The 15,763-nt window shown below is 71.7% G+C and carries 10 protein-coding genes; 1 reads left to right on the forward strand and 9 read right to left on the reverse strand.

Annotation, left to right across the window (positions count from 1 at the left end; genetic code table 11):
• Positions 1-182: 182 nt before the first annotated feature.
• The 4 genes from ACH4DZ_RS06080 to proB form a co-directional block, all read right to left on the reverse strand.
• A complete protein-coding gene (locus tag ACH4DZ_RS06080) occupies positions 183-773 on the reverse strand; it encodes a hypothetical protein (protein WP_398285738.1) in 591 nt (196 codons plus the stop codon).
• Between the two features lie 85 nt (positions 774-858).
• Positions 859-2,145 carry a glutamate-5-semialdehyde dehydrogenase gene (locus ACH4DZ_RS06085; protein ID WP_398285739.1) on the reverse strand — a complete coding sequence of 429 codons (1,287 nt, stop codon included), beginning with the start codon at positions 2,143-2,145 and terminating at the stop codon, positions 859-861.
• 177 nt (positions 2,146-2,322) lie between these two features.
• On the reverse strand, positions 2,323-2,781 hold the full coding sequence (locus tag ACH4DZ_RS06090; protein ID WP_210890155.1) for a hypothetical protein: 459 nt from the start codon (positions 2,779-2,781) through the stop codon (positions 2,323-2,325).
• Positions 2,782-3,048: 267 nt separating this feature from the next.
• Complete coding sequence (proB, locus tag ACH4DZ_RS06095; RefSeq protein WP_398285740.1) at positions 3,049-4,203, reverse strand: glutamate 5-kinase; 1,155 nt, start codon at positions 4,201-4,203, stop codon at positions 3,049-3,051.
• A gap of 330 nt (positions 4,204-4,533) precedes the next feature.
• Here proB and ACH4DZ_RS06100 point away from each other — a divergent pair, with 330 nt between their 5' ends.
• Entirely contained in the window at positions 4,534-6,618 is a 2,085-nt protein-coding gene (locus tag ACH4DZ_RS06100; RefSeq protein ID WP_398285741.1) for a hypothetical protein, read from the forward strand.
• 596 nt (positions 6,619-7,214) lie between these two features.
• On the opposite strand, the gene obgE is transcribed toward ACH4DZ_RS06100, so the two are convergent.
• The 5 genes from obgE to ACH4DZ_RS06125 form a co-directional block, all read right to left on the reverse strand.
• Positions 7,215-8,651 carry a GTPase ObgE gene (gene obgE, locus ACH4DZ_RS06105; protein ID WP_398285742.1) on the reverse strand — a complete coding sequence of 479 codons (1,437 nt, stop codon included), beginning with the start codon at positions 8,649-8,651 and terminating at the stop codon, positions 7,215-7,217.
• Positions 8,652-8,835: 184 nt separating this feature from the next.
• A complete protein-coding gene (rpmA, locus tag ACH4DZ_RS06110) occupies positions 8,836-9,090 on the reverse strand; it encodes a 50S ribosomal protein L27 (protein ID WP_189775945.1) in 255 nt (84 codons plus the stop codon).
• Positions 9,091-9,104: 14 nt separating this feature from the next.
• Positions 9,105-9,425 carry a 50S ribosomal protein L21 gene (gene rplU, locus ACH4DZ_RS06115; protein WP_006374708.1) on the reverse strand — a complete coding sequence of 107 codons (321 nt, stop codon included), beginning with the start codon at positions 9,423-9,425 and terminating at the stop codon, positions 9,105-9,107.
• Positions 9,426-9,630: 205 nt separating this feature from the next.
• The gene (locus tag ACH4DZ_RS06120) at positions 9,631-10,977 is read right to left on the reverse strand and encodes a phospholipase D-like domain-containing protein (protein WP_398285743.1); all 1,347 of its coding nucleotides are present in this window, start codon (positions 10,975-10,977) and stop codon (positions 9,631-9,633) included.
• Between the two features lie 352 nt (positions 10,978-11,329).
• Positions 11,330-15,727 carry an Rne/Rng family ribonuclease gene (locus ACH4DZ_RS06125; protein ID WP_398285744.1) on the reverse strand — a complete coding sequence of 1,466 codons (4,398 nt, stop codon included), beginning with the start codon at positions 15,725-15,727 and terminating at the stop codon, positions 11,330-11,332.
• Positions 15,728-15,763: the final 36 nt, after the last annotated feature.

Consider the following 15,763-nt stretch of genomic DNA (forward strand, 5'->3'; position numbering starts at 1 on the left):
CTTTCAGAGTAGGTCTCCTGGACCTCAGGTAAACGCCCTGCTACACGACAAGTTCTGACAGGTTCCCACCAGGTTCGCCGTCAACTCCCGGAGCAGCCCGCCAGGTTGCGCCTACCACTCTTCAAACCTGTGGGGGCCCTTCGTTCCGGCCCTGGTCCCCGCAGAGCGGCCCACCGGCACCGTCACGGGGTGCGGGGCACCGCCGAGGCGGCCGGCGGGGAGTAGTCGGCGGAGGCCGAGGGGCCCACACCGCCGCCCTGTTCGAGTCCGGTGGAGGCGGGCGGCGGGACCTGGTCCCCGCTGCTCGACGAGGCGCCCCGGTAGACCGCCGCGAAAGCCAGCGCGACCATGCCGATGCCCATCACGAGGGCGAGCAGCCAGGCAACGGGGCGGTGCCAGCGGGACTGCTTGCCGTAGGTGCCGGGGTGGCCGTAGCGGCCGTGCAGGACGTCACGGTCGTTCAGGTCGTCCAGATCGGGGTCGTGGCCGAAATCGCCCGGCCCGCCGGGGCCGTACCCGTCCTTGTAGAGCTCGTCGTCCCCTCGCAGGCCCCGGGTGCGCGCCCGGCGGGCCTCGGCCTCGGAGGCCTCCGCTCTCGCCTCCGCGGCGGCCAGGAGACGCTCGACCGCGGTCGGCTCGTGCACCTTCGCCGCCCGGACGAAGGCCTCGTCGAAGACCACGGAGGCGAACTCTTCGTCCGCACCCCCGCGGTCGCGGTCGTCGTCGGGCTCCCAGCCGTCAGGGAACGGCGTGCCCCCCACGTCCTCCGGCACGGATCCAGAGTAGACCGGGGTGGTCGATTTGGGCAGACCGTATGGAATTTCTCCCGCCTGGCGAGACGGTCGGCGCCGGATCCGGTCAGCGCCGGATGTGCCCGTCGCCCGTGACGATGTACTTGGTGCTCGTCAGCTCCGGCAGCCCCATGGGCCCCCGCGCGTGCAGCTTCTGCGTGGAGATCCCGATCTCGGCGCCGAAGCCGAACTGGCCGCCGTCCGTGAAGCGCGTGGACGCGTTCACGGCCACCGTCGTCGAATCGACCAACCGGGTGAAGCGGCGGGCCGCCTGCTGCGAGGTGGTGACGATCGCCTCGGTGTGCCCGGAGGTCCACAGCCGGATGTGGTCGACGGCCCGGTCCAGGGAGTCGACGACGGCCGCCGCGATGTCGTACGACAGGTACTCGGTCTCCCAGTCCTCGGTCGTCGCCTCGACGACGGTGGCCTTGGAGTCCCTCGCGTACGCGAGGACGCGCTCGTCGCCGTGCACGGTGACCCCGGCCGCCGCGAGGGCGTCGAGGGCGAGCGGCAGGAACCGGGGTGCGATGTCCTGGTGGACGAGGAGCGTCTCGGCGGAGTTGCAGACGCTGGGCCGCTGCGCCTTGGAGTTGATCAGGATGTCGATCGCCATGCCGAGGTCGGCGTGCGCGTCGACGTAGACGTGGCAGTTGCCGGTGCCGGTCTCGATGACCGGGACGGTGGACTCCTGGACGACCGTGCGGATCAGGGAGGCGCCGCCGCGCGGGATGAGCACGTCGACGAGACCACGGGCGCGCATCAACTCCCGTACGGACTCGCGGTTGTCGCCCGGTACGAGCTGGACGGCGTCGGCGGGCAGGCCGGAGCCGCCGACGGCGTCGCGCAGGACGCGGACGAGGGCGGAGTTGGACTCGTACGCCGAGGACGAGCCGCGCAGCAGCACCGCGTTCCCGGACTTCAGGCACAGGGCTGCCGCGTCGACCGTCACGTTCGGGCGGGCCTCGTAGATGATGCCGACGACGCCGAGCGGGACGCGGACCTGGCGCAGGTCGATGCCGTTGGGGAGGGTCGAGCCACGGACGACCTCGCCGACCGGGTCGGGCAGCGCCACCACGTCGCGTACGTCGGAGGCGATCGCGCGGATCCGCTCAGGGGTGAGCGTCAGCCGGTCGATGACGGTCTCGCTGGTGCCTGCCTCGCGGGCGCGCTCGACGTCCTTGGCGTTGGCCTCGACGACGTCGCTCGTACGGACTTCGAGGGCGTCCGCGATCGCGAGCAGCGCGTCGTCCTTCTCGGCGCGCGGCAGCGGGGCGAGGTCGGCGGCGGCGCCCTTGGCACGGTAGGCGGCCTGGGTGACCGGGGACATCGAGTCGTACGGCGAGAGCGTGGTCATAACCCGCAGGGTAGTGCGCCCGCGAGAGCTGCTCAGCCGTTGTCCCACACCGCGAGACAGGTCCTGAAATGGCTGTAGAAAGCGTGTGCCCCCGGGAATGGCAGAGGCTGGGACCACAGAAGTAGGGGTCACCGAAGTACGAGCCAGTACGAGCCTCAGAAGTAGGAGCCTCAGAGGTCAGAACGGGTGTACGCCCACCGGGGTGGCCGGCAGCGGCCCGTAACCCTCCGCGATCCGCTGGTGGTAGGTCTCGCGGTCGATGACCTCCAGGCCGACGATCTCCCACGGCGGAAGCTTCGCGGTCTGGCGGTGCTCGCCCCACAGCCGCAGCGCGACCGCGGCCGCGTCGTGCAGGTCGCGGGCCTCTTCCCAGTAGCGGATCTCCGCATGGTCGTTGGCGTACCGGCTGGTCAGCAGAAAGGGATGGTCGTGGGCGAGCTGTTCCAGACCGCGCCTGACCTCTTTCAGCGGGGCCTCGCCGCCCGAGACGCTCAGCGTGACGTGCCACAGCCGCGGCAGGTCCTGCGGCTCCTCCGCCTCGTACATGTCACCGGCGGCGACGCTGGTGAGCGCCCGCTCCTCGCCGGCCGCGCGCGAGCCGCCAAGACTGCGGGACGCCGCCGCCCCAGGGCGCACTCGTCTCACGACGGCCTCCTTCACGCAATGGGTCCGCTCGGACTGTCGACTGATCGGACTGAGGGGGTCTCCCTGAGACAAAGTTGAGCAGGTGGGAAGGCGCCGCGTGGCACTTTTACCGAAGGTCCACCTCCGTGCAGGGGCTTTGTCCGGCGTTCCCCGCTCTTTTCGGCCGGGGCCCTGTTGACGGGCCGGGCGCCGGGCGTACGCCGGTGAAGGTCCCGTGGACGCCGCTCCGGGCCCCGCCCCCCGTCCGGGCCGCCCGGTTCACGGAGTCAGCAGCACCAGGTCGTCCCGGTGCACGACCTCGCGTTCGTACGCGGGGCCCAGTTCGCGCGCCAGGTCGTGCGTGGAACGCCCGATCAGCTGCGGGATCTCCTTGGCGTCGAAGTTGACCAGCCCCCGGGCGACCGCCCGCCCTGTGCTGTCGCGCAGCTCGACGGGGTCACCTGCGGTGAAGTCGCCCTCGACGGCCGCGATGCCCGCGGGCAGCAGGGACGTGCGCCGCTCGACGACCGCGCGCACGGCCCCGTCGTCCAGGACGAGGGCGCCCTGCGGGGTCGAGGCGTGCTGCAGCCACAGCAGCCGGTCGGCGGAGCGGCGGCCGGTGGCGTGGAAGTACGTGCCGGTGTCCCGCCCGGCGAGGGCGTCCGCCGCGTGCACCGCGCTCGTCAGCACCACCGGGATGCCGGCCGCGGCGGCGATCCGGGCCGCCTCGACCTTGGTCACCATGCCTCCGGTGCCGACGCCCGCCTTGCCCGTACTGCCGATGTCGACGTGGGCGAGGTCGGCCGGAGTGCGTACTTCCGCTATCCGCGACGTACCGGGTCTGCTGGGGTCGCCGTCGTACACGCCGTCCACGTCGGAGAGCAGGACGAGCAGGTCCGCGCGGACGAGGTGGGCGACGAGGGCCGCGAGGCGGTCGTTGTCGCCGAAGCGGATCTCGTCCGTGGCGACGGTGTCGTTCTCGTTGACGACCGGCAGGGCGCCCATCGCGAGGAGCTTGTCGAGGGTGCGGGAAGCGTTGCGGTGGTGGGCGCGGCGGCTCATGTCGTCGGAGGTGAGCAGCACCTGGCCGACCCGGACGCCGTACCGGGCGAAGGAGGCGGTGTAGCGGGCGACCAGGAGGCCCTGCCCGACGCTGGCGGCGGCCTGCTGGCGGGCCAGGTCCTTGGGGCGGCGGCGCAGGCCCAGCGGGGCCAGACCGGCGGCGATGGCGCCGGACGAGACGAGGACGACCTCGTGCTCACCGCCGCCGCGGCTCTTGGCGAGGACGTCGACGAGGGCGTCCACGCGGTCGGCGTCGAGGCCTCCGGCCGCGGTGGTCAGGGACGAGGAACCCACCTTGACGACGATCCTGCGGGCGTCCACGACGCCCTGCCTGCTTGCCGCCCGCCCAGCCGCTGACACGCTGTACCCCAATGTTTCCCACGTTCCCCATGGTCCGACCCGCGACCTGTCCGGTTCGTGCAATCTACGGGACGGCGGGTGGCGGGCGCCCGTGTGTTTCGAGGGGCGGACGTGGGGAGGCGGGTCGGCGGGGGCGCGCGCGGAGGGCGGGAAGGGAGCGTCACAGCTTCTCGTCGTTTTAAACCCAAATCCGGTGATAGTTCTCACGCAAGATTGCTAGGCGACCCGCAGAGGTCATACGGTCAGGGATCGGCCTCTCCCGTACGAGCTTCAGGGAGGTACGGCGAGGCCCGACCTCCACGCCTCCCCCCATCCGCCGCACCCCTCGCAGGAGCCCATTCCGTGCCCTCCGCCGGACTCGCCACCCGCCGAATCGTGCAGCTGTCCGCGCTGCTCTCGATGTTCGCGCTCTTCACGGCTCAGATCGTCTCCGCTCTGCTGCCGAACGTCCCGGTGTTCGTCGCCGCGAGCGCCGCCGGCCTCGCCCTCGACGTGTTCCTGCAGTACCGGGATCCCGGGCTGCTCTCGCTGCTCGGCAAGGTCCGCTTCGACGCCACGGTCCGGCAACTGCTGCGCGACATGATCATCTTGGTGGGGCTCCTGCGGATCGACGGCATCAGCCCGACGCACGAGCAGGCGCCGCTGATGGTCGGGCTGTGCGTCTTCTACGCCCTGCACTTCGCCTGCCAGGCCGCCGCCGTCATGGTCCGCCGCACCCGTACGCTGCCGATCGTCACCCGCAACATCGACGCGTCCGCGCTGCGGCTCACCGCCGCTCCGCCGCGCATCCTGGCCCGCCGCCCCGGTCACCGGCTGCTCACCTTCTCCGTCCCGACCACGATCGGCCTGATGGTCACCGCGGCCACCGAGGACGCCCTGTGGGGCGCCATCGGCCTCGGTGTCGCCCTCGTGCTGATCGGCGGCGGCACCGCGTACCTCGCCACCTGGCTGCTGCCGAAGAAGCGCGCCCTGAGCGAGCAGAAGGTCATGGAGTGGCTGGACGCGTGGCTGGCCGACTACCGGCCGACGGTCGCCATGTACTTCTCCGGCGGCACGACCTCCGCGTACCAGGCGAACATGTGGCTCTCCACGGTCTCCGCGGTCGACGCGAAGCCGCTGATCGTGCTGCGCGAGCGGTTCATGGTGCAGAAGATCGACGCCACCGACGTGCCGGTCATCTGCTTCCCGAAGGTCTCGACGATGTTCTCGCTGGAGAACTCGACGCTGAAGATGATGCTGCACCCGGCGAACGCGGCGAAGACCTCGCAGGTCCTGCGCATCCCCACGGTCAAGCACGCCTTCATCAACCACGGCGAGAGCGACAAGCTGTCCTCCTGCAACCCGTACGCGAAGGCGTACGACGAGGTGTGGGTGGCCGGTCCCGCGGCCCGCGAGCGGTACGCGCTGGCCGAGGTCGGCGTCGAGGACAAGGACATCGTGGAGGTCGGCCGCCCGCAGCTCGCGCCGATCCGCCCGTACTCGGGGGCGCCGACGGGCGCGTTCACGACCGTGCTGTACGCCCCCACGTGGGAGGGCTGGGACGGCAACCCCGGCAACACGTCGGTGGTCCTGGCCGGCGAGAACATCGTCCGGCAGCTGCTGGCCGACGACGGTGTACGGCTGCTCTACAAGCCGCACCCGATGACCGGTTCCGTCGATCTGCGCGCGGGCGCCGCGAACGAGCGCATCAAGGCGATGATCCGCGAGGCCGCCGCGCTGCGCTCGGGCGCTCGTCCCGACGCCGGTGCCGCCGCCGAACTGGCGCGTCGTACGGCCGAGTTGGACAAGCTGACGTCCACCGACTTCCGCAACAGCGCCGACGAGATGGAGCGGATGCTGCTCCAGGGCGCGCCGCGGGGCGACCGTGAGGCCGCCATCGCCGAGGCCGCGCTGGCCTGGGAGAAGGCGTACTGGGCGTCCTTCCCGGAGTGGGAGCACCAGATCATCACGGACGCGCGGCCGGGTATCTTCGCCTGCTTCAACCAGGCGGACCTGCTGGTCAGCGATGTGTCGTCGGTGGTGTCCGACTGGCTGTCGAGCGAGAAGCCGTACGCGGTGGCGAACACGTCGGGGATGACCGAGGCGGCGTTCCGCACGGGGTTCCCGACGGTGTCGGCGGGAGTTGTCCTCTCCCCCGGCGCGGAGGGTGTGGCGGCGCTCCTGGAGTCGGTACGCCGTCCCGAGAAGGACCAGTTCACGGCGGCGCGTGCCGCGCTGAAGGAGCACCTGCTCGGTCCGTCCGACCCGCCGTCGATGGTCCGCTTCAACGGAGCGATCGACGACCTGTGCACGAAGGCCGACGAGCGGCGGGTGCGGATGGAGTCGCGGCTCGCGGCCGAGATCCCTTCGCCGCGGTCGGCGTCGGAGGACGCGGCGGAGGAGGGGGCGCAGGATGCGAGCGAGGCGGAGGACTCCGTCAACGCGTGACCGCTCCGCGTGAGCGCTGAACAAAGGTGAGGGGCCCGGAGAATTCTCCGGGCCCCTCACCTTCGCCCCACCCCACCCCCAAGCCGGGCAGACATCCGCCTGCGGGCCCGCCGGGGGTTGCTCGCGCCGTTCCCCGCGCCCCTTAGGGGGTGGGCTGGGGCGGCTGCCTCCACGCCGGCCCGGTGGGGGTTACCCGCGCAGTTCCCCGCGCCCCTGAGAGGGGTGGGCTGGGGCGGTGCTTTGGCCGCGGGTCGGTGGGGGTTTCTCGCGCCGTTCCTCGCGCCCCTCGGGGAGCTGGGGTGGGTGCCTTCGCTGCGGGATGGTAGGGCTTGCCGTGCCCTGGAAGCGGGCGCCCGGGGATGCGCCCCTCCAGGGGCGCGGGGAACGGCGCGGCCAACCCCCACTGGCCCGCGGCCGAAGCACCACCGCAAGCCGCACCCCCCAAGGGGCGCGAGGAACTGCGCGGGCAACCCCCACCCGCCCCGGTGGACACACCGACCTCAGACCCCACCCACCTCAGGGGCGCGGGGAACTGCGCGATCAGCCCCCGCCGGGCCGCCGTGTACAAACACGCCCCGGCCCGGAGGGCGGATCGGCTAGAACGGGTTGAAGTCGTCGAACTCCTGGTCCGACTCGTCCCGCTCAGCCTGCTTGTCCCGGCGCCGCTGCGAAGCCGGCCGCGGCGCGTCGAAGCGGTGGTCCTCACCACGGCGCCCGAGCATCTCCGCCCCCGCCATCACCGTCGGCTCCCAGTCGAAGACGACCGCGTTCTCCTCGGGCCCGATGGCGACGCCGTCACCCGTACGGGCACCCGCCTTCATCAGTGAGGCCTCGATGCCGAGGCGGGCGAGCCGGTCGGCCAGGTACCCGACGGCCTCGTCGTTGCTGAAGTCGGTCTGCCGGACCCACCGCTCCGGCTTCTCGCCGCGCACGCGGTACAGCCCGTCGTCCTCCCGCACCACGGTGAAGCCGGCGTCGTCGACCGCCTTCGGGCGGATGACGATCCGCGTCGCCTCCTCCTTCGGCTTCGCCGCACGCGCCTGCCCGACCAGCTCGGCCAGCGCGAACGAAAGCTCCTTGAGGCCCATGTGGGCGACCGCGGAGATCGCGAAGACCTGGTAGCCGCGCGCCTCCAGGTCGGGGCGCACCATCTCGGCCAGGTCCTTGCCGTCGGGCACGTCGATCTTGTTCAGGACGACGAGGCGCGGCCGGTTGCCGAGCCCGCCGTACTGGTTCAGCTCCTCCTCGATGATGTCGAGGTCGGAGACGGGGTCACGGTCCGACTCCAGGGTCGCCGTGTCCAGGACGTGGACCAGCACCTCGCAGCGCTCCACGTGCCGCAGGAACTCAAGCCCCAGGCCCTTGCCCTGGCTGGCTCCCGGGATCAGTCCCGGCACGTCGGCGATCGTGTAGACCATCGAGCCGGCCGTCACCACACCGAGGTTGGGGACGAGGGTCGTGAAGGGGTAGTCGGCGATCTTGGGCTTGGCCGCCGACAGGACCGAGATCAGCGAGGACTTGCCCGCGCTCGGGTAGCCGACCAGCGCCACGTCCGCGACCGTCTTCAGCTCCAGGACGATGTCCTGCAGGCCACCGGGAACACCCAGCAGGGCGAAGCCGGGCGCCTTGCGGCGGGCCGAGGACAGCGCGGCGTTGCCGAGGCCGCCCCTGCCGCCCTCCGCGGCCACGTAGGTCGTGCCCTGGCCCACCAGGTCCGCGAGGACGTTGCCGTCCTTGTCCTGGATGACCGTGCCGTCCGGCACCGGCAGGATCAGGTCCTGGCCGTCCTTGCCGGAGCGGTTGCCGCCCTCACCGGGCCGGCCGCTGGTGGCCTTGCGGTGCGGGGAGTGGTGGTAGTCGAGGAGTGTGGTGACGGACTGGTCGACGACCAGGATCACGTCACCGCCACGGCCGCCGTTGCCGCCGTCCGGGCCACCGAGGGGCTTGAACTTCTCCCGGTGGACGGAGGCACAGCCGTGACCTCCGCTACCCGCGGCGACGTGCAGCTCGACGCGGTCCACGAAGGTGGTCATGGGATGTGCCTCCAGTTACGTACGGAAAATCTCTCATCGATGAGCACCGCGCGGTCATCGCCGCCCGATGATCACTACTCGGTGGCGGCATCTGTCCGACAGACGTCTCTCCACCAGTTGAAACACGCGAAAGGCGGACCCGCTTCCCGTACGGGAAGTGAGGTCCGCCTCGCGAAAGATCCGGTCAGGCGACCGGAACGATGTTCACGACCTTGCGGCCACGGTGCGTGCCGAACTCGACCGCACCGGCGGCCAGCGCGAACAGCGTGTCGTCCTTGCCACGGCCGACCTTCACGCCGGGGTGGAAGTGGGTGCCACGCTGGCGGACCAGGATCTCACCGGCGTTGACGACCTGACCGCCGAAGCGCTTCACGCCGAGCCGCTGAGCATTGGAGTCGCGACCGTTCCGGGTGGACGATGCGCCCTTCTTGTGTGCCATCTCTCCTCAGTCCCTTACTTCGCAGCCGCGGGGATCTCAGTGACCTTGATCGCCGTGTACTGCTGGCGGTGGCCCTGACGACGGCGGTAGCCGGTCTTGTTCTTGTAGCGAAGGATGTCGATCTTCACACCCTTGTGGTGATCCACGATCTCGGCCTGGACCTTGATACCGGCCAGCACCCACGGGTCGCTGGTGACAGCGTCGCCGTCGACAACGAGCAGGGTCGAGAGCTCGACCGTGTCGCCAACCTTGGCAGTGGAAATCTTGTCAACCTCAACGATGTCGCCGACAGCAACCTTGTGCTGGCGACCACCGCTGCGCACGATGGCGTACACGCGGATCTCTCTCTCACTCGAAATCGGAATCCCCGCAGTCCAGCCACCGAAGAAAGCGAAGCAGGCAGCCTCTCCCGGGGCGCGAGCCACCAGGAGGAAGAGGTTTACGGGAATGCGGTGCATCAAGAAACACACCGAGGGTCAAGGTTACGGGGCCCCGACCTAGGGGTCAAACCGGGCCCCGACCACACCCTGACCAGGCAACCTACGTGGGCTCGCCGTCCGCAGGCAGCGGCTTCACGCCCTTGCACAGATCCGTGGTGTCCGCGGTGCCCGGGTAGGCGACCTTGGTCACCCGGTCGAAGTGGATCCTGTACATGTCGTGCACGGCGTCGTCGTCGACCTTCACGATCGACTCGTCGTTCTCGCGCAGCGCGGGGCCCGTGTAGTTGCCGGAGCCGGTGAAGCTGACCTTGTTCCGCACCCCGTCGTACACGCCGTCCACCAGGATGTACTTGGAGTGGACGATGTACGGCGTGACCAGCTTCTTGCCGGGGTTCAGCGGGTCCCGGTCGTCGTTGTAGCAGCGTACGGTCGGGCCCCCCGTGGTGTGCATCTTCTCCCAGGTGCCCTTGATCCCGCCGCTGCTCTTGGCGCTGTCGGACTCCGCGTAGACGATGCTCACGGAACAGCCCGCCTTCTTCAGGTCGACCAGCTTCTCCGCGATGGCCAGCCGTGTGATCTTGAAGATCGCCACCCGGACCTTGGTCGACTGCGTGACGCCGGCGGTGTCCTTGTACTTGCAGGTCACGTTGTTGAGGGTCGAGTACACCGTGTCGGTGGCCCGCGAATTGCCCGCGCGGGGGAAGAAGTACGCCTTGTAGAGGCCGTTGCTCACCGTGCGGTAGTTCCAGGACTCCCAGTCCTGCGCGACCATCGTGTCGAAGTAGTCCGCGTACGCGTCGTACATCGTCGGGTTGTTCGGCAGCAGCAGCGCGTCGTTGAAGAAGCGCGTGTGCGCGGACGGCGTGGAGTTCGAGGTGGTCTCCACGACCACGTTCGTGGCGCCCTTGACCGCCGAGAACAGCCAGAACTTGTTGTGCATGATCGACTGCCCGAACTTCGGGTCGCCGAGACACGACCTGTTCTCCGGACACGTCGAGACGTACGAGCCCTGCGTGCGGTCCGTGCCCAGACCCGAGGCGAGCGTCCCGTAGGCGGTGTTCGTCGGCCGGTCACTGATGCTGGACTCGTCGAGCAGCACCTGTACGTGCACACCGCGGTTCTTGGCGGCGACGAGCGCGTCGACGACACCGGCCTCCCAGACGTGGTAGACCGCGACCTTGATCGTGGAGCCGGGCAGCGCGGAGTTCGTCAGCTCGACCAGCCGGGCGCGGATCGCGTACTGCTGGTCGGTGGTGCCGAGCGGGTCGTTGAAGATCGGCCCCTCGGTCCACGTGGGGTTGTCGACGGCCTGCGCCGTACCCGCCGTCGCGCCGGCCTGGATACCCGCCGCGGACAGCACGGTCGCCAGGGCGACGGCCTGCCGGCTTCCCCTGACCGGCTTTACAGCGCGGTGCCGCCCGGTGCCCTGCAGCCGCACGCGCGCCATGAGATCCCCTCCCCTGACACGTGTGGGCGTCCTCCCCGACGCACACCCGTGTATGTGTAATCAATGACCGCCCGATTTTTACAGGTAAGGGATCCCGTTCCAAGGGGCGGGGGATGAATGTGATGTCCGTGATGCTTCCCGAACCGCGTCACGGTATGTCGGATCGGGCGCCCTGCACGACAGTTCGGGTGACCGCGCTGGCCGTACGAGTGACGGCGGCGGCCTCCACGCCGGCCACGGCCGTGCCCCCGCCGGGCACGACGACGCCCCCCGACCGGCGCGGTGAGCGCCGGTCGGGGGGCGTCGTGCCGAGGCTCGCGCCTCCGCCGCTGCCGACCCTCGTCAGTCCTCGTCAGTCCTCGTCGGTCGAGGCAGTGACGGTGGACGGCGTCTGCTGCTCCGCCGCCGCGGTCTTCTTGGACGTCGACTTCGCGGCCGTCTTGGCGGTCTTCGTCGCCTTCTTGGCCGTGGTCTTCTTGGCGGCCGTCTTCTTGGCCGCCGTCGTCGTCTTCTTCGCGGCGGCCTTCTTCGCGGGCGCCTTCTTGGCCGCCTTGCGGGCCGTCTTCTTGGCCGGTGCGTCGCCGTCCTCGCCGGACGACTCCGCGGGTGCCTCGACCGGCGCCTCGGCGGCCTGCGCCGGGGCTTCCGGCTGCGCCGACGGGACGACCACGACAGCGGTCTCGGCGGACGAGGTCGGCGCGGTGGCCTTACGGACCGCACGACGCCTCGGACGGGCCGGGGCGGCGCTGTCGGCGACGGGCTCCGTGGAGACGGCCTCGGCGGCCTGCTCCACGGGCTCGGCGGGTGCGACAGGCGCGGCGGCCGGCTCGGAGACCGTCACCACGGTCTCCTCGGCCGCCGTGGGCGAACCGGCGGGCGCGGACACCTTGCGGGTCGCCCGACGGCGCGTACGGCCCTTGGGAGCCGCGTCGTCGACGGCCGGGGCCTCGGCCGCGGCCGGCGCCTCGACCACCGGGTCCTCGGCGGCGACGGGCGCCGTCTGCGCGACCTCGGCCGGCTCCTGCTGGACCGGGCGCGCGATCTCCTCCTCCGGCGTCACGGACTGCGCGGTCGGAACCTCGTCCCTGCGCTCGGCCTGCTCGGCCCGCTCCGCGCGCTCGGCCCGTTCGGACCTGCGGGACTCGGACCTCGGCGCACCGGCCGGGGCCGACGCCCGCCGACCCGACCGGCGACGCGAACGGCCACCACGGGTGGCCGCGGCCTCCGCCTCGGCGGCGCTGCTGTAGAGGTCCTCGTCCGGTACGAACTCGGGCTCGGGAAGCGCGACGGGCTCGGCGGCCTCCGCGGCGACCTCGGCGGCCGTCTCGTCCGGTTCGGCGGCCTCGGCCGTCTCCGTCTCGTACGTGTGCTCGTGCGTGTGCTCGTTCTCGTGGGTCTGCTCGGCGCCGCCGCGACCGCGCTTCTTGCGCTTGCCGCCGCCTCCGGCGGAGGTCGGCTGCTCCATGTGCACGATCACGCCGCGGCCGTTGCAGTGGACGCAGGTCTCCGAGAACGACTCCAGCAGGCCCTGGCCGACCCGCTTGCGGGTCATCTGGACGAGGCCCAGCGAGGTGACCTCGGCGACCTGGTGCTTCGTACGGTCGCGGCCCAGGCACTCCAGGAGGCGCCTGAGCACCAGGTCCCGGTTGGACTCAAGGACCATGTCGATGAAGTCGATGACGACGATGCCGCCGAGGTCGCGCAGCCGCAGCTGGCGCACGATCTCCTCGGCCGCCTCCAGGTTGTTCCTGGTGACCGTCTCTTCGAGGTTGCCGCCCTGACCGGTGAACTTGCCGGTGTTGACGTCGACCACGATCATCGCTTCGGTCTTGTCGATGACCAGCGAACCACCGCTCGGCAGCCAGACCTTGCGGTCCAGCGCCTTGGCGAGCTGCTCGTCGATCCGGTACGTCGCGAAGACGTCGACCTCGGAGGTCCACCGCGACAGCCGGTTCGCCAGGTCGGGCGCCACATGGGCGACGTATCCGTGGATGGTGTCCCACGCCTCGTCGCCGCTGACGATGACCTTGGTGAAGTCCTCGTTGAAGATGTCGCGGACGACGCGGACGGTCATGTCCGGCTCGCCGTACAGCAGGGTCGGAGCGTTGCCGCTCTTCGCCTTCTTCTCGATGTCCTCCCACTGGGCCTGCAGCCGCTCGACGTCACGGCGCAGCTCGTCCTCGCTCGCGCCCTCGGCGGCGGTGCGCACGATGACGCCCGCGTCCTCGGGGACGATCTTCTTGAGGATGGTCTTCAGACGGGCGCGCTCGGTGTCGGGCAGCTTGCGGCTGATGCCGGTCATGGAGCCCTCGGGCACGTAGACCAGGTAGCGGCCGGGCAGTGAGACCTGGCTGGTCAGACGGGCGCCCTTGTGGCCGATCGGGTCCTTGGTGACCTGCACGAGGACCGACTGGCCGGACTTCAGGGCGCTCTCGATGCGGCGGGGGCCGTTGGCCATGCCCAGCGCCTCGAAGTTGACCTCACCGGCGTACAGGACCGCGTTGCGGCCCTTGCCGATGTCGATGAAGGCGGCCTCCATCGACGGCAGCACGTTCTGGACCTTGCCCAGGTAGACGTTTCCTACGTACGAGGTCGACTGCTCCTTGTTGACGTAGTGCTCCACGAGCACGTCGTCCTCAAGGACACCGATCTGCGTGCGCTCGCCGCTCTGGCGGACGACCATCACGCGCTCGACGGCCTCACGGCGGGCCAGGAACTCGGCCTCGGTGATGATCGGGACGCGGCGCCGGCCCTGCTCGCGCCCTTCACGGCGGCGCTGCTTCTTGGCCTCCAGGCGGGTCGAGCCCTTGATGGACTGGACCTCGTCGCTCGGGTGCTCGTCCTTCTTGCGGGGCTCGCGGACCTTGACGACCGTGCGCTCGGGGTCGCTTTCGCCCGCGTCGGCCTCGCCGGAGGAGTCACCGGCGCGACGGCGGCGGCGACGGCGACGACGGCTGCTGCTGGAGCCGCCGGCGTCGTCGTGGTCGTCCTCCGCGTCGGCGGAGTCCTCTTCGGCCTGCTCGGCGGTGTCCTCGGTGTCGTCGGAGGTCCCGGCGGCCTGCTCACCGCGCTCACCGCGCTCGCTCTGCTCGCCTGCGAAGTCGTCGTCCGCGTCGGCGGACTCGCCCCGGCGGCGACGGCGGCCACCGCGGCGGCGACGGCGGCGCGAACCGGTCTCCTCGCTGTCGTCACCGTCGGCGGCGTCCTCCGCGGACTCCTCCTCGGCGGGCTCCTCGTCGGCCGGCTCCTCGGCCTCGGGGGCGCGCTCCACCGGGGTCCGCTCGGCGGGGGCGGCGGGCTCCTCGGCCTTGCCCCGGCGGCGGCGACGGCGCGAACCGCCCGTCTCCTCCTCGGCGGCGGCCACGGGGGCGGCCTGCTGGACCGGCTCCGCGACCTCCTCCACCTCTTCGGCGGCCTCGGCCGCGGCGGCGGCAGCGGCACGCTCCGGCGTCTGGAACATCGGCTCGGCGAAGACCGGCGCCTGGAAGACGGCGACGGCGGGGCGCGCGGGGCGCCGGGCCGAACCCTCCTCGGCGGTCTTGCGGGGCGCGGGCGCGGAGAAGCCTCCGGCCGCCTTGCGGGTGGCCCGGCGGCGGGCGCGACGCGGGGTGGCGTCCTCGTCGTCGGCGGGGGTCTCGGTCTCGGCGGACCGGTCGTTCCTGGCAGCGGCCACGGGGGCCTCCCTGCGCTCGTCGCGAGCAACGGCCTCGGTGGGCTCGGTCGCGGTGGGGGTCTCGGCGCGCTCCGCCTTCTGCCGGGCGACGCGACGCGTGGGCTCGGCGGCGGCCTCGGCGGGCACCGTCCCGGGCGCCTCGCTCTCCGCCTCCGCTTCCGCCTGCGGCGCACCGGCGGGCGCGGTGGCGCGGCGGGTGGCACGACGGCGCGCACGCGGAGCGGGCGCCGCATCGGCCTCAGCCTCGACAGCGGTCGTCTCCTCGACGGCCGACGACTCCTCGGCGACCGGGACGGCGGCCGGAACCTCGACGGCCTCAGCGGTCGCCGGAGCGGACTCAGCGGCTTGCGGCGCACCCGTGGGCGCGGTGGCGCGGCGGGTGGCACGACGGCGCGCACGCGGGGCGGGCGCCGCCTCGGCAGCAGGCGCCTCCTCGACGGCCGATGTCTCCTCGGCAGCCGGTGTCTCCTCTGCGACTGGAGCGGCAGCCGGAACCTCGACAGCCTCAGCGGTCGCCGGAGCAGCTTCAGCCGCCTGCGGCGCACCCGTGGGCGCGGTGGCCCGGCGCGTGGCACGACGGCGCGCACGCGGAGCGGGCGCCGCCTCGGCCTCGGCGGGCGCCTCGGGCTCCGCCGCCACGGCCGGCGCGGCGGTCTCGACGCTTGTGGCCTCGGTGGCTTCAGCGGCCTCGGCGCCCTGCGGGGCTCCCGCGGGGGCGGAGGCCCGGCGGGTGGCACGACGGCGCGCACGCGGGGCGGGGGCGGCCTCGTCGGCCGGTGCCTCCGCCGCTTCATCCGCGGCGGCCTCCGGCGCCTTCGCCGCGGCCCTCTTCCTGGGAGCGGCGGTCACGGTCGCCTCTTCGTTCTCCTGCGCCTCTTCTGTCGCGAGGTCCGCGGAGGTCACAGCCGGTACGGCCGGCGCCGTGGTCTCCGCCACGGCCGTGCCCTCGGCGTCCGCCGACGGCGGCCCGGCGGGGCGCGAAGCGGCACGACGGCGCCGGCGTGGCGGCAGCGTGTCGCTCGGAGTGCTGTTGTCGGAGCCCGTGGAAGGCTCGGTGGGGTCGGTCGGCTCAAGCATGCGGGTGGATCTCCCGTCAGGCTCCCGGGCGCCGCG

The sequence above is a fragment of the Streptomyces sp. NPDC017991 genome (genome assembly GCF_044328075.1).
Lineage (GTDB): Bacteria > Actinomycetota > Actinomycetes > Streptomycetales > Streptomycetaceae > Streptomyces.